At 63.6% G+C, this 12,391-nt stretch carries 17 protein-coding genes and 1 tRNA gene; 2 read left to right on the forward strand and 16 right to left on the reverse strand.

What is annotated here, in order from left to right:
- Window positions 1-5: 5 nt before the first annotated feature.
- Together GL279_RS19650 and GL279_RS00220 are read right to left on the reverse strand one after the other, a co-directional pair.
- A complete protein-coding gene (locus tag GL279_RS19650) occupies window positions 6-722 on the reverse strand; it encodes a GNAT family N-acetyltransferase (protein WP_343039672.1) in 717 nt (238 codons plus the stop codon).
- A complete protein-coding gene (locus GL279_RS00220; protein ID WP_155062592.1) occupies window positions 719-1,459 on the reverse strand; it encodes a competence/damage-inducible protein A in 741 nt (246 codons plus the stop codon). The genes GL279_RS19650 and GL279_RS00220 overlap by 4 nt, the downstream gene beginning before the upstream one ends.
- A 113-nt stretch (window positions 1,460-1,572) precedes the next feature.
- Here GL279_RS00220 and map point away from each other — a divergent pair, with 113 nt between their 5' ends.
- Window positions 1,573-2,376 (forward strand): type I methionyl aminopeptidase, encoded by an 804-nt coding sequence (gene map, locus GL279_RS00225; RefSeq protein ID WP_155062593.1) that lies wholly within the window; start codon window positions 1,573-1,575, stop codon window positions 2,374-2,376.
- A gap of 98 nt (window positions 2,377-2,474) precedes the next feature.
- Here the strand turns inward: map and GL279_RS00230 are convergent, their stop codons facing one another.
- Window positions 2,475-3,494, reverse strand: a complete 1,020-nt coding sequence (locus GL279_RS00230) for a LacI family DNA-binding transcriptional regulator (RefSeq protein ID WP_155062594.1) — start codon at window positions 3,492-3,494, stop codon at window positions 2,475-2,477.
- 96 nt (window positions 3,495-3,590) lie between these two features.
- On the opposite strand from GL279_RS00230, the gene GL279_RS00235 reads away from it, so the two are divergent.
- Window positions 3,591-3,667 (forward strand) — tRNA-Arg (locus GL279_RS00235).
- 24 nt (window positions 3,668-3,691) lie between these two features.
- Here GL279_RS00235 and GL279_RS00240 read toward each other — a convergent pair.
- From GL279_RS00240 to GL279_RS00300, 13 genes are all read right to left on the reverse strand, one after another.
- Window positions 3,692-4,810: a tyrosine-type recombinase/integrase gene (locus tag GL279_RS00240; protein WP_155062595.1), complete on the reverse strand. Its 1,119-nt coding sequence runs from the start codon at window positions 4,808-4,810 to the stop codon at window positions 3,692-3,694.
- A gap of 291 nt (window positions 4,811-5,101) precedes the next feature.
- Window positions 5,102-5,350, reverse strand: a complete 249-nt coding sequence (locus GL279_RS00245; RefSeq protein WP_155062596.1) for a hypothetical protein — start codon at window positions 5,348-5,350, stop codon at window positions 5,102-5,104.
- Complete coding sequence (locus GL279_RS00250) at window positions 5,347-6,348, reverse strand: phosphoadenosine phosphosulfate reductase domain-containing protein (RefSeq protein WP_155062597.1); 1,002 nt, start codon at window positions 6,346-6,348, stop codon at window positions 5,347-5,349. Before GL279_RS00250 ends, GL279_RS00245 begins: the two co-directional genes overlap by 4 nt.
- Entirely contained in the window at window positions 6,349-6,975 is a 627-nt protein-coding gene (locus GL279_RS00255; protein ID WP_155062598.1) for a hypothetical protein, read from the reverse strand.
- A complete protein-coding gene (locus GL279_RS00260; protein ID WP_155062599.1) occupies window positions 6,965-7,414 on the reverse strand; it encodes a hypothetical protein in 450 nt (149 codons plus the stop codon). Before GL279_RS00260 ends, GL279_RS00255 begins: the two co-directional genes overlap by 11 nt.
- On the reverse strand, window positions 7,411-8,094 hold the full coding sequence (locus tag GL279_RS00265) for a hypothetical protein (protein ID WP_155062600.1): 684 nt from the start codon (window positions 8,092-8,094) through the stop codon (window positions 7,411-7,413). Before GL279_RS00265 ends, GL279_RS00260 begins: the two co-directional genes overlap by 4 nt.
- Before the next feature lie 76 nt (window positions 8,095-8,170).
- The gene (locus tag GL279_RS00270; RefSeq protein ID WP_155062601.1) at window positions 8,171-8,590 is read right to left on the reverse strand and encodes a hypothetical protein; all 420 of its coding nucleotides are present in this window, start codon (window positions 8,588-8,590) and stop codon (window positions 8,171-8,173) included.
- Window positions 8,591-8,648: 58 nt separating this feature from the next.
- Entirely contained in the window at window positions 8,649-9,728 is a 1,080-nt protein-coding gene (locus tag GL279_RS00275; protein ID WP_155062602.1) for an AAA family ATPase, read from the reverse strand.
- Window positions 9,725-10,690 (reverse strand): PD-(D/E)XK nuclease-like domain-containing protein, encoded by a 966-nt coding sequence (locus GL279_RS00280; protein ID WP_155062603.1) that lies wholly within the window; start codon window positions 10,688-10,690, stop codon window positions 9,725-9,727. Before GL279_RS00280 ends, GL279_RS00275 begins: the two co-directional genes overlap by 4 nt.
- Window positions 10,683-11,258, reverse strand: coding sequence for an HNH endonuclease (locus GL279_RS00285; RefSeq protein WP_155062604.1), 576 nt, complete (start codon window positions 11,256-11,258; stop codon window positions 10,683-10,685). Before GL279_RS00285 ends, GL279_RS00280 begins: the two co-directional genes overlap by 8 nt.
- 95 nt (window positions 11,259-11,353) lie before the next feature.
- Window positions 11,354-11,674 carry a hypothetical protein gene (locus GL279_RS00290; RefSeq protein ID WP_155062605.1) on the reverse strand — a complete coding sequence of 107 codons (321 nt, stop codon included), beginning with the start codon at window positions 11,672-11,674 and terminating at the stop codon, window positions 11,354-11,356.
- On the reverse strand, window positions 11,671-12,060 hold the full coding sequence (locus tag GL279_RS00295) for a hypothetical protein (RefSeq protein WP_155062606.1): 390 nt from the start codon (window positions 12,058-12,060) through the stop codon (window positions 11,671-11,673). The genes GL279_RS00290 and GL279_RS00295 overlap by 4 nt, the downstream gene beginning before the upstream one ends.
- Window positions 12,060-12,254: a hypothetical protein gene (locus GL279_RS00300; RefSeq protein WP_155062607.1), complete on the reverse strand. Its 195-nt coding sequence runs from the start codon at window positions 12,252-12,254 to the stop codon at window positions 12,060-12,062. Before GL279_RS00300 ends, GL279_RS00295 begins: the two co-directional genes overlap by 1 nt.
- Window positions 12,255-12,391 lie beyond the last annotated feature (137 nt).

A 12,391-nucleotide genomic window follows, 5' to 3' on the forward strand; every position in this document is an offset into this window, starting at 1 on the left:
GCGGGCTAGTCCCGCGCCCAATAGCCGTAGCTGCCAACCTCGTGAAAGCCCAGCCGGTCATAGGTCGCGCGTGCGCCCGTATTGGCGCGGCTGACCGCCAGTCCCAGCCGCGCGGCGCCCTGTTCGGTGGCCCATACGGCGGCGGTGCGGATCATCCAGCCGGCCAGCCCCCGCCTGCGAAATTGCGGCGCCACCTCGATGGCATGGATCATCGCCACCGGCCCATCTGCGACGACAAAGGCCGAACCCGCCGCACGGTCATCCAGCCGGCCCAGCACTGTGGTATGCGGCGGCAGGACGCGCGGCATCACCGCCTGCCGCGCCGGGGTGATATTGCCCGCCGCCCAAAGGTCCGACTGGATCGCCAGCGGCGGCCAGATGGTAAAGGTGGTCATCGCCGGCACTTCGGCCTGCAGCGCCGCGCAATCGGCGGTCATGATCGCGGTCGGCGTCTCGGGCGCATAGCCGCGCACCAGCAACGCCTCGCGCAGCCGCAGGTCGCCATCCGCGACCCGGAACATTGGCCGCTGGCCCCAGTCGCGATGCACTGCCTCGACCGCCGGGATGTCGGCCGCGTCCCAATCGGGCCGCAGCGCCCGGGTCGAGCTGACGCGCCCGCCGGCCCCCAGCCCCCGCCCGCTGCGAAAACCACCACTGTCGCGGGTCTCGGCCGCGGGCCAGCTGGTCTCGAAGATCTGGGCAAGGGCCGGATCGGGCGTCACAGGTCCAGCCTCTGCTTCAGCTCAATCATCGCCTCGCTGACGCGGGCGGCATCCAGCCCGCGCACGACCAGATTGGTGCCCCAGCCGGTCGGGTCCTGAAACGGGTAAGAGCCCAGCGACAGGTCGGGGAATTCCTCGGCCACGGCCTTCAGATCCTCGGCGACATCGCTTTCACCACGCCGCACCTCGACCGTCAGCGATTGCGTCGGGCGACCGCCGGGCAGGCGCGGCACCAGCCATGCCACCATGGCACGGAACACCTCGGGGACGCCGGCCATGACATGGGTATTGCCGATGGAAAAGCCCGGCGCGCCCGAGAATGCGTTTTCGATCAGCGTCGCACCAACCGGGATGCGCGCCATGCGCAGCCGGTTCGGCGTCAGCTCGGTGCCCATGCGGTCGCAGCGCGCCTGCAGGATGGCGCGCGCCTCGGGGTGGATCTCGACCGTGGTGCCATGCGCATCGGCCACTGCATCGGCGGTGATGTCGTCATGGGTCGGGCCAATGCCGCCGCTGGTGAACAGCAGATCATAGGCCCCGCCCAGCGATTTGTCGAAGGCGCGGATCGCCGCCACGATCTGGGCATGGTCATCGGCCACGACGCGGATCTCTCGCAGGTCGAAACCGGTGGCGCTCAGCACGCCAGCCAGATGATGGGCATTGCCCTCACGCGTGCGGCCGGACAGGATTTCGTCCCCGATGACTAGAATTGCGGCGGTGGGATTGTCGGATTGCATGGCACGCTCCTCGCGGTGCTCTCAGGATCGGGCAAAGGTATAGGCATGCGCGCGGGGCTGGAACAAGTGGCCTTGCGGGTCTATCTGTGGGTTCAAGCAAAGATGAGGACGCGATGAACGACGCACATCAGACCCGCGAGGGGATCCGTATCCATGACCCGCAGGACTATGAGGGCATGCGGGCGGCCGGACGTGCGGCCGCGCAGATCCTTGACGAGGTCGGCGCATTGGTCCAGCCCGGCGTTACCACCGGGGCGCTGGATGACTTCATCCGCGGCCGCGTGACCGAGCTTGGCACGATCAGCGCCACCATCGGTTACCGCGGCTACCAGCATGCCAGCTGCATCAGCGTGAACCATGTCGTCTGCCATGGCATCCCCGGCGACAAGATCCTGGCCGAGGGCGATATCCTCAACATCGACGTGACGGTGATCCTCGATGGCTGGTATGGCGACAGCTCGCGCATGTATGTGGCCGGCAAGCCCAGCGTGAAATCGCGCCGCCTGATCCAAGTCACCCATGACAGCCTGATGAAGGGGATCGAGGCCGTCCGCCCCGGCGCCACCTTCGGCGACATCGGCTGGGCGATCCAGTCTTATGTCGAGGCCAATCGCATGTCCGTGGTGCGCGACTTCTGCGGCCACGGCCTCGGTCGTACCTTCCACGCGCCGCCGAACGTGCTGCATTTCGGCCGCCCCGGCAAAGGCCCGGTGCTCGAAGAGGGCATGTTCTTCACCATCGAACCCATGGTGAACCTCGGCCGGCCGGAAACCAAGGTCCTCGCCGACGACTGGACCGCCGTCACCCGCGACAAGTCGCTTTCGGCCCAGTTCGAGCACTCGATCGGCGTCACCGCCGATGGCTGCGAGATCTTCACCCTGTCGCCGGCCGGGCGCTTCTATCCCGATCTGGACTGACGCCTACCGCCCGCAAGGCGCGCCCCGGTCGGGGCAGCGCGCGGGCGGCTTTCACCATTTTCCAAATACCCATGCGGGTTTTGCCGCTGGCGCTGCCCTCAGGCCTTGCGGATCGTATCGCCGGGCAGAAAGGTCGGCGCCAGCGCGACCATACCGTTTTCGGGCCGCGGCTCCTTGCTCGCCACGATGCGCGCCGCGCGCCGGCCGATGTCGATGCGCCGGGCATCGGTGGTGGTCAGCCGCATCGGCAACCCGTCCAGCAGCTCGACACCGTTGAACCCGGCAAGCCCCAGCTTGCCCGGAATGTCATAGCCCTGCTCCAGACACCACAGCAGCCCGCCCGCGCCGATCATATCGTTGGAGTAATATAGAAAATCCAGATCTGGCTCGCGCGTCATGATGCGCTCGGTCAGCTCGCGTCCCTTCTGCAGCGACGAGCCGCCCTGATAATATTCTCGCGCCACCAGCTGCACGCCCGATTCGCCCAGCCGCTCCTCAAAGCCGGCCAGACGTTTGCGGGCGCGATGATCCTCGGGCATATGCGTGCCGATAAAGCCGATGCGGCGATAACCGGCGTTTAGGATCTCGGTGGCGATCTCGGCCCCGGCCCGGCGATGCGAGATGCCGACTGCCGTGTCGATGGGTGTGCCGTCCACATCCATGATCTCGACCACCGGCAGCCCGGCATTGTCCAGCATCGCTCGCGCCACCTTGCTGTGCTCGAGCCCGGCAAGGATCACCCCCGAGGGCCGCCAGCTCAGCATGTCGTAAAGCACCGTATCCTCACGCGAGGGGCTGTAATTCGTCACCCCCACCACCGGTTGCAGCCCGGTATCGTCCAGTTCCGCCGAGATCCCGCCCAGCACGTCGGGAAACACCATGTTCGACAGCGAGGGGATGATGACCGCGACCAGATTGACCCGCTTGCTGGCCAGCCCGCCGGCGATCTTGTTGGGGACATAGCCCAGCGTGCGGGCGGCGGTCAGCACCTTCTCGCGTGTCGCGGCCGAGACATCGCCCCGGTTGCGCAAAACACGGCTGACCGTCATCTCGGACACGCCCGAGGCTTCCGAGACATCACGCAGGGTCAGGGGGCGGCGGGGCTTTTTGTTGTTCATAAGGGCTACCGACACGAAATCATGTTACCGTTATCGTGTCTCGCCCGCCACGGCAACCTTGCCATTCCCGTGCCGAGCGGGCAAAAGGTCAGCGGCGGCCCCGTGGCTCAACTGGATAGAGCAGCCCCCTCCTAAGGGGCAGGTTACAGGTTCAAGTCCTGTCGGGGTCACCACCTGGTAAAAATACCTTTTTATTTTCAAGCATTAGCTGACAGGTTTCCATTCTTGGTGCTGATGGTTTCCAAATTTTGTTCCTTGTTCGTGCTTGACAGGATGCGCTTGCGGTCAGCCGCCTTGCTGTATCTCTGCACCTCGGACAGGCTTTCATGACCAGTCCACGCGGCTATCTGGTGAGCTGTCGCGCCAGCTTCTGCCAGCGCCATTGCTCGGGACTTTCGCAGACCATGAGCAGATTTCCCTGCGATCCCGGCATCAGCGGCGGCCTCAGCAAACCAGCTGCTGAACGCCTTTTCCGAGCGAGGCTTTCCGCGTGCCGTGACCAGCCACGTCATGTGGCGAGGTGCATGGCTTATCGCCGCCATAAGCAGATCCAGATCAGCCTGCATGTCTAGCGCGAAATCGGGCAGGGCACGGTTGAATGGTATTGATACCTCACTCCCTGTCTTGCGCTGCCTGAAGCTCAGCCAGCCGTCCTTGGTCACCATTCCAGGGCCAATCCGCACTGAATCTGATGCTCTGGCGGCGGTCCAATAGATCAACTCCATCGCGAGACGTTGCGGCTTGGTCACCGGCCAATGCTCACGGAATGCCGCTATTTCCTCATTTGTCCACGGCTTGAAGCCGTCGCTCTTCGCGGTCTTTGCCTTTTCGACTTCGGCAGACGGATCATTTGCGATTAGCCTGGACTTCTTGGCCCACACGCACAGGCTGCGCCACACTTTTCGCCGGTTGTTGGCGGGATGGGGTTGCAGCTTTGCGATATCAGCTTCGATGTGTGAGGCGCGCAGGTCGGAAAGACGTGCCGTGCCCCATGTGTCGGCTATCTTACTGAGGTGCCCACGCCGTTGCTGCCGGGTGGTGATAGCCATTCCGCAGAATTCAGCACTTAGCTGATAGCTGACTATCGCTGCTGCGATACTTCCTGTCGCGACCTTTCTCCCCTGCTTATCAGTCTTTGCTGCTGCGAGCGCAGCGGAATATGCCATCAGGAATTCCGCGCTGTCTTTGGGGGCGTCCGGCAATCTCACCAGCTTGTGGCCGGGCACTGCCAGATAGGTAAACCGGCGGCCATTCGGCTTGGTTATGATCTTGACGTGCTTGAGCCTCACCGCATTGCCCGCATGATTTCGTCGCATGAGTTTGGCCCCTCGGCGCTCTGCCCGTCATCGGGCAGTCCCGAGGCATATTCGTCTAGGGTCAGGCGGTCGTAAAGGCGCTTCCCGCCCAGAACCTTCCGGGGCAGGCCCAGACCTCGAAGCGTCGTCTCGCTGACGCCAAGATAGTGCGCGGCTTGAGGGGCGGGCAGCAGCCTAGGCACAAAAGCAAGATCATGCGCTCCCATCACCACCTCCATCTCTTCATCACAACCGCGAACGCCTCGTTCAGCACGCGCTCCATCGCCTCTGCGTCCCATGCTGCGGGGTGGGTCATTTTCTGGCCTCCCGATCAGCGTGTTTCAGCGGCAGGGCGAGGATAGCATCACGAGAAACCCATCCAGAGACCTGATCATTGCGGTCGCAAACATCCGCCGCCCTCTGCCGCATGTCCCGCTCTGCGTTGGACAGCATGGATCGCGCCTCGTCCCGCTCGGCCTCGGCCTTCTCGGCGCGCTGGGTCAGGCGGGCGATCTCGGCTTGGGCGATGGCAAGCAGATCTACGGTTTCTGAATGTTTCATTCGCACAGTCCATATTGAGATGAGCATGACAGCGCCTCGTCCTCGGCGAACGCGGCTTCGAGCAGGTTGAACTGGCGCCCGCCTCGATCCGTGCGCGCCCATTCTGCCACGTCGCGGGCGGTCGGCCATGCGACCTGCGCCGAGGCGGCGTCGCGCTCCTCACGATCATTGATCTTACTGATGCGGCGCGCGTGAGCAGCCCCCTCGGGCGTCACATCAGCGGCGAAGAATGTAGCGCGCTGACGCTTGCTGGCTTCGGCGCAGATCGCCTCCCATTCTGAAATTCGCTCGAAAGCCTCGGGGAAGCGGATCGCAATGGCACGGATTTCGCCCTTGTTGGCGTTGATGCAGGGGAAGCAGCCGACGCGCCCCATGCCTTGAAGATAGAGCGGGTTCGGGTCGAGGCCGTGCGCGGCGGCATAGCCGAACACGTTCTCGGCCGACCAGTGGATCAGCGGGCGATAGAACCGCATGGCGTGCTGGCCCGGCGTTCTGACCGTCTGCCACATCGGCGCATTGCGGCGGGCTAGGCTCTCCGCACGGCGCACGCCCAGCCATTGCGCCACGGGGCCGGCCTGTCGCGCGGGGTCGATCACCTGCTTGCCGATGGGTTCGGATTTCAGAAACTCGGTGCAGAACTGCACCCGGCGAGATGGGAACCTGCCTTTCCACAGATACAGGTCGAGAAACGGAATGCCGGTCGGCTGGAGCGCGGCGATTGCCCGATCCACCCATGCCTGCGGCACGCCTTCCGCCGCCCAATGCTCGGCGATGTAAGCGCGCTTCTTGTCCATGCGCTCGGTGAAATCCGCGCGGTAAATCTCGACCTGCGGACCGCCGGTTCGGTCGCACAGACGCTCGGCATATTCAATGGTGATCGGATGCTCGTTTCCGGTGTCGGCCATGACGGCCCGGAACGGAACACCGCGCTGAAGCGCCAGCAGGTAGCAGGCCGTGCTGTCCTTGCCGCCGCTGATGTTAACGATGTGCTGGATCATTCACGCACCGCCTTTCAGGGCGCGCAGGGCGGCTACTGCGTCAGCCGCTAGACTCCATTTTGTGGTGTAGTCGATTGGATTGCGCCCCTTTGACCGCATTTCTGTTTCGTGCTGCTTTAGAAGCGCGTGGATTACATCGTTATATCCCGCCTCCGAGACCGACACGCTGGGCTGGGGCGGGTGGGCGGTCAGCCTTGCCTCCCCGAACCCGGCGTTGAATCCGGATTTCCACGCCTCGTCCAATTCGTCCTCGGTCGGCACCACCTCTTGCGCGGTCGGGGTTGCTGGGGTCAGCGGCTCGATGAACGTCTTGTCATCAACCCAGCCGTCCATGATCTGCCCCTCGGGCTGCGGGGCGCGCAGGGCGGCGAGATAATCTCTCGCCTCAGTCAGCCATTTGGGTTGATCGTCGCCAATACGCAGATGGCGTCTGGCGATAGGGGTGTCGATGTGACCCATGACGTTTTGCAGATGTTCCAGCGCCCGCACCTGCCCCGAGGCGCAGAGGTCGGCGCGGACGAATTCTACTTCACAGTCTTTACGCGTCTCACCCGGACATTCCTCGACCCACGTGAGGTTGTCCATATCAGCCCAGATCCGATCCGGCTTTTGCGCATCAGTCGTCATGGCTGTCTCCTTCGTTGGTGGGGGGATAGAGCGTGGCCTTCACGCTGGCGATCCAGCCCTCGATTTCGCGGATCGCCTCGACGGTGTGGGCGTCTTCCGGTCCCGGCGACATGACACCGCCGATGCTGATGCCCTCCCGCAGGCACTCGCTCTCGATGGCCAGAAGATCGCAGCCCGCCAGCAGCAGGGCGCGCATGGCTTTGATTGTCGCGTCGTCCTCGATGGATTTGCGCAGCAGGTCGGGCACGAGGGCGATGGCGCGGGCGTTGGCGTCCTGCTGATCCTTTGGGGAATAGCAAAACTGGTCTGTGCAGATGGCGTCACGCTCACCGTCAATCTGATTGCAGAATGCATTTTCTGCATTACGCGACCACGGCCCCGGCGTGATCTGCTCCGCCAGCCGCTCCAGCTCGTCGGTCGGGATCTCGGGGTGGGTCATGCTGCAATCTCCTGTGCTGCGGCGTAATCGCCCCATTGCGCAAATGCCCTGGCGATGCCTGGGTAGGTTACGCTGCGCTCCAGCCAGCGGTCAGCCGAGGGCGAGAAACGGTTTTGGCCGCTGTCGGTCTGGTTGGACCACCGCTCCTTGCCATCAACTACACGGCCGCCGATACGAGCGGATGGGTCTTTGACCAGCAGCGGCAATCGGTCTAGCCACAGTCCGGTGGCCTTGCTGGCATCGTCCCCGAACTCGTATGGCTGGATCACCTGATCCGGCGGGCGGATGGCCTTGTTGATGAAGCTCACCGCCGGGTTCTCCACCGCCTTCGGATACGGCAGGTCGAGGATGCGCCGAACGTCATCCAGAGCGCGCTCCCGCGCAGCGCGCCGCTCCGCCCCGGTCAGCGTGCCGGGCTTGACGCTCTGATGATAGCCGACGCCGGGGTAGCGCACAAAATCTGGGTCGCTGAACGCCCATGCCGCACTGCACGTCAGATAGGTACACATGGGGTGGAAAATGCCCCAATCCCATGATTGGGCAGTGACGCCCCAAATGTCACCCTGAATATGCCACTGGTGATCCGCTGGCCGCAGATCGCAGGTCCAAGCCTCGATGCCGCGCTGACGCAACAGCGTGACGGTAATAGGGCAGCGAGAAAATCCGATCAGGACTTTCATTTTGCCGCCCCCTTCCGCGCGACCCGCTCGATCATGTCGGCCCGGAACGCGGCGGCCCCGCCGTCTTTGGTCTGGGTCATGCTGCACCGCCTTCCGCTGCCTTTGCCCAAGCTGCGATTTCCACCTCACCGCTGCTGCTGAACCGCCACGGCTGTGGTGAAAGCTGATGCGCGACCTGCCATTCATCGATGGCCTTGCGCACGCGCGTTTGCAGGTCGGCGTTCACCTCCGGTTTGAAGTCCAGAATCGGATCGCCGTCATCGTTGCATTGGTCGTAGAGGCTTTCTTCCGCAGCTTCGAAGAAAGCATCTTGATCGAAATAATCCGAAACGAGGATCGGGTATTTGGTGGCCTGCATGATCAGGCGGTGTTCTTCGGCCTCGGCCTCGGCTTCCGCCTCTTCGCGGCTCTCGAAGGGGCCGCCGGCCCAGACTTCCACGTCGTTCGATGTGTACCAAGCCGTTTGGCCGGCGGTCAGTTGATCGATGGTTTTCATATCGGGGTTCCTTTTCTGGGCCCGGCAGAGGGCACTACAACCGGCCGGGCAGGGGGGGTTAGCCGTCGTTGCCGGCGCGGAACGCGGCTTCGGCTGCGGCGAGCTCGGAGCGCTGCTCGGGGGTCAGGCCGTCGTCATCGGCGTCATTGGCGAACGGGTCATCTTCAACTGCGGCGCAATCGCGGTCGGCCGTCTCGGCCAGCGTCTTCAGTTCCTCGATGATGGTCCGGGCGATGGGCCGCGCAGCAACACCGTCATCCGACTGCCACCATTCGGTGAAGCGCTTTGTCCCTTCACGCGCCCGGTCCCGAGCACGGTCGAGGATTTCCTTCTGCTTTTGCGCATCGCCTTGGCCTTTGGCCCACTCGGCCATAGCGCGCCCGGTATCCACCCCCATGGGGCGCCGCGGATCCAGCAGCGCCTTGAACTGGTCGGCGACCTTGATCTGGTGGACCGGGCAGCCGGGCGCCGACGGGTCGAGGATGACCATGGTCGTCATCTCGAAAAGGAGATCGCCGTCGCTGGCCGGATCCCATGGCACATCCTTGCGCCGAGTCTTGGTGTTCCGCGCGTTCTGGCGCGTCTTCAGGTCCTGCATGACCGGCTTTGCACGGGTGCAGATGATGATGTTCGTCTTCGCGCGCACGATGCGATCGATCAAGCGGCGATAGCGCGGCTTGACCTCGGCCCAGGCCAGCTGCGAACGGGCGTCCTTCTTGCTGTCGTCACCGCGCGTCAGCCGGTCCAGCGTCGTGGCGTGCAGGTCCAGCACCCCGCCGACGCCTTCCCAGGCGTGCGAGAAGCTGTCGAGGATCAGCACCGGCAGTTCGGCAGCCTCAGCCGCGTCGATCACGGAAATCCACCGCTCCGGCCCGAATCCAACCAGGTTCCCGGCATCGTCCAGCGCGGTGAAATCGTAATGGCACATCTCGGGGAAAGCCGCCTTGTAATGCAGCGCGCGCCGGTTCTCGGTGTCGACATAGCCGATCGGGGCGACAGCACGGCCAGTGACCGTCTCGGCGATGCCGCGCGCCATCAGCAGGGCGGTATAGGTCTTGCCGGTGCCAGAGCCACCGGAAAGCCCGATGGACAGGGTGAGAGGGTCGTTCAGTTCGGCGACCGGGATAAAGCGGATCATGCCCACGGGTTTTCTCCATGATTTTCGGGGGCCTGCCACATGTAGGCAGATGCAAGGATGTCTCGGCCGGTGGCTTGCTTCACCTCGGCCTCGAAGGTTTCTCGTTCCAGCCAGCGCGCCTGGTAGAACTCGGGCAGGTCCATCTGCACGATCTCTGCCGGATAGCCGGGCCACAGGCCCGTGGTCAGGCAATGCCGCCACATCTCGCGCGCCCGCGCGGTGCGCTTCCGTCCCATGACCATGCTGTCGCCGCCCAACTGGACGATGCAGCACTCATGCGGGGCTTCCTTCTCCACGAAAAGGAAGTTGAACTTCCTGTCCTCGCCGGTGGCTGCTTTCCACGTCTCGACATAGTGCGATGCTTGGAAATCAAGGCCGTAGGCCATGATCGCGCGCTGAACGGCCTGCGGGCTAGCGTCCACGGCGGTCTTCAGATCCCATAACGGCAGGCGCGGATCTTCGGGGGCGTGGTCAATGCGTGCACGGCACATCACCCCGTCGATCTCCGCCACCACAGTCAGTTCCGACCGGGCGGGCGGGAACGCCATGTCCATGAATGCCAGGCGCCCCATGACCTCGGCGGCCATGTCGTGAACGGCATCAACCTCTGCCGCCTTGAGCGGCGTCATGCCGCGCGCGCGCATTTCTTGCGCCCATTCACGGGCGGCGTCGGTGCTGGCGGCGCCATTCTTCGCCAGCAGTTCTTCGGGATAGGCGACGTAATCTCCGCCTTTGCCCAAGACGCAGCGATGCGCGGCCCGGCCGATATCGAAGGTTTTTCTTTCGACCGGCTGGAAATCAGGGTTCAGTCGCGGAGAGGCGTGCCAAGCGTGGCGCGGACTGCGGTCCAGAAGGAGCCTGCCCACCCCGCTCGAAAGGCTGGGTCGCTCGCAGATCAGGTCGGCGTGGTAGGCTTCTTCGCTGATATTGGCGTGAACGCCTTGAGGAAGGAAATCAAACATGGCGGAGTTCCGGGAAATTAAGGCGCGCAAACTCGCCCTTGATGTCCTTGGCCAGCCTGTCTCTGGCTATGGCGGCGGTGGTTTCGCACGTGAAGCAGCCAGCCCTGCTGGTTGTGCCTGCATGGCCTACCTGGGCAATCCACTTCCGCTCTTTGCGCGACCAGCTGACACCGATGTATCTGCTCGATGGGTTCCTGAACCAACGCTTGCCAGCGTTTGCCTTGTTCTGGCCCTGATTGGCGGGCCTTAGGTTTTCGATGCGATTATTGCCGGGGTCGCCGTCAATGTGGTCGATCAAGTCCTCCGGCCAGCCGTAATGCATGGCCCATATGACCCTATGCTTCAGGAAGTTTTTGGCGAAGACAGCGCCTGTTTGGTGCCCACTTTTGCCGACAGCAGTGAATGCCTCACGGCCAGCCCAAACGGTATTCCATTTCTTGCAGGCCTTCTCCGCGCCCTGCCCGTCGCTCTTGAACCATTCCGGGCCGCGCTCGCGCCAGAACAGCTTGCCGGTTTCGGCATCGTAGCGCAGCAACTGGCGCAAGATATCAGGTGCAATCTGGTTCATCTTCAACCTCGTCGGTGAATGATCGCCCCGCAGCCGTGGGAGGGAGGCGCTGCGGGGCTGGCCGTCGTCGGGAGAACGCGCCGGCGGTTTGGGGATTACTCGGCCGCCATGCCGTAGCGATAATCGGCGTATTCATCGGCCTCGTTCTGGCTGGCCGTTTCGCGCCACTCGATCATGGCGAGGTTTTCCTGCCGCTCGATATCGAACTCGCCAGCCAAGGCGACGGCGGTTGCGCGGGTCTGCTTGCGACCGTCAAAGACCCATTCGGACAGCTCGCAGCTGTTGATCCAGTCGAGGCCGCGATAACCGCCTGCGTTCCGGTGGCTGGACCATGCCGCGTCGATGGCGAAGGTGGCCTCGGCTTCGATCAAGCCCTCGGGACCTTCGATGACGAGGGTGGCGGTGTGGTAGTTCATCGCCGCGCCTCCCCGGGGAATGGGGGAATAGCGATTACATCAGGCGCATTGTACATGCGCTCAGGATGCCCTTCTTCTTTGCGGCGCATGTGAAGGCCAATCGCTTCAGCTTCACTGCTCGCAACGACAATAGCCATGTCGTAGCCAATCCAGCCGGTGCTTAGGTCTTGGAAACCCAGCCCAACAGCGTATTGCGCCAGAGGCCGATCGCTCGTCCGCCTCACCTCCGACATGGGCGCCATCCGGTCAGCGAGATCGTCGGCCATCCGGGCAATCTGCAAGGCAAGTGCGAACTCGGGGTGATCTTTCCCCAGAACCCTGGTCGCTGAATGAGCCACGTCTTTCAGAACTTCCGCAGCCCGGCGGTCTCTCGACATGAACTCCATCACCAGCCCTCCTCAGCCCGCGCGGTGCACTCGCCCGGGGTCAGGCCCCGGCAATGCACCGGGCTGGCGGAGGCGTTGGCGAAAATCGGGGGCAGCGCGAAGGCGAACGCCACCGCCCAGAAGGCAAGAACGAACAGGATCAGCACGCGCCAGACGCAGGCGCGGACAAGGCGATCCTCGGGGGTGCGGTTCATCGGTAGACCTCCATCTCGGTGTTGAAGGGCGGTTCGTGTGCCGCGCCCTGTTGAGATGAAGTTAAGTGTGAAATATCACACTGTCAAGAATAAAAGTGAGAAAGATCACACATTGCGATTCGCCGGCTCTATACGCC

The organism is Paracoccus limosus (assembly GCF_009711185.1).
GTDB lineage: Bacteria > Pseudomonadota > Alphaproteobacteria > Rhodobacterales > Rhodobacteraceae > Paracoccus > Paracoccus limosus.

Bases quoted from the DNA above. Each gene is read 5' to 3' on its own strand.
- GL279_RS00250 (WP_155062597.1), bottom strand. From the start codon at position 6,348: ATGATCCAGCACATCGTTAACATCAGCGGCGGCAAGGACAGCACGGCC.
- GL279_RS00285 (WP_155062604.1), bottom strand. From the start codon at position 11,258: ATGAACCAGATTGCACCTGATATCTTGCGCCAGTTGCTGCGCTACGAT.
- GL279_RS00280 (WP_155062603.1), bottom strand. From the start codon at position 10,690: ATGTTTGATTTCCTTCCTCAAGGCGTTCACGCCAATATCAGCGAAGAA.
- GL279_RS00275 (WP_155062602.1), bottom strand. From the start codon at position 9,728: ATGATCCGCTTTATCCCGGTCGCCGAACTGAACGACCCTCTCACCCTG.
- map (WP_155062593.1), top strand. From the start codon at position 1,573: ATGAACGACGCACATCAGACCCGCGAGGGGATCCGTATCCATGACCCG.
- GL279_RS00270 (WP_155062601.1), bottom strand. From the start codon at position 8,590: ATGAAAACCATCGATCAACTGACCGCCGGCCAAACGGCTTGGTACACA.
- GL279_RS00230 (WP_155062594.1), bottom strand. From the start codon at position 3,494: ATGAACAACAAAAAGCCCCGCCGCCCCCTGACCCTGCGTGATGTCTCG.
- GL279_RS00295 (WP_155062606.1), bottom strand. From the start codon at position 12,060: ATGGAGTTCATGTCGAGAGACCGCCGGGCTGCGGAAGTTCTGAAAGAC.
- GL279_RS00260 (WP_155062599.1), bottom strand. From the start codon at position 7,414: ATGACCCACCCCGAGATCCCGACCGACGAGCTGGAGCGGCTGGCGGAG.
- GL279_RS00240 (WP_155062595.1), bottom strand. From the start codon at position 4,810: ATGCGACGAAATCATGCGGGCAATGCGGTGAGGCTCAAGCACGTCAAG.
- GL279_RS00300 (WP_155062607.1), bottom strand. From the start codon at position 12,254: ATGAACCGCACCCCCGAGGATCGCCTTGTCCGCGCCTGCGTCTGGCGC.
- GL279_RS00255 (WP_155062598.1), bottom strand. From the start codon at position 6,975: ATGACGACTGATGCGCAAAAGCCGGATCGGATCTGGGCTGATATGGAC.
- GL279_RS00245 (WP_155062596.1), bottom strand. From the start codon at position 5,350: ATGAAACATTCAGAAACCGTAGATCTGCTTGCCATCGCCCAAGCCGAG.
- GL279_RS00220 (WP_155062592.1), bottom strand. From the start codon at position 1,459: ATGCAATCCGACAATCCCACCGCCGCAATTCTAGTCATCGGGGACGAA.
- GL279_RS00265 (WP_155062600.1), bottom strand. From the start codon at position 8,094: ATGAAAGTCCTGATCGGATTTTCTCGCTGCCCTATTACCGTCACGCTG.
- GL279_RS00290 (WP_155062605.1), bottom strand. From the start codon at position 11,674: ATGAACTACCACACCGCCACCCTCGTCATCGAAGGTCCCGAGGGCTTG.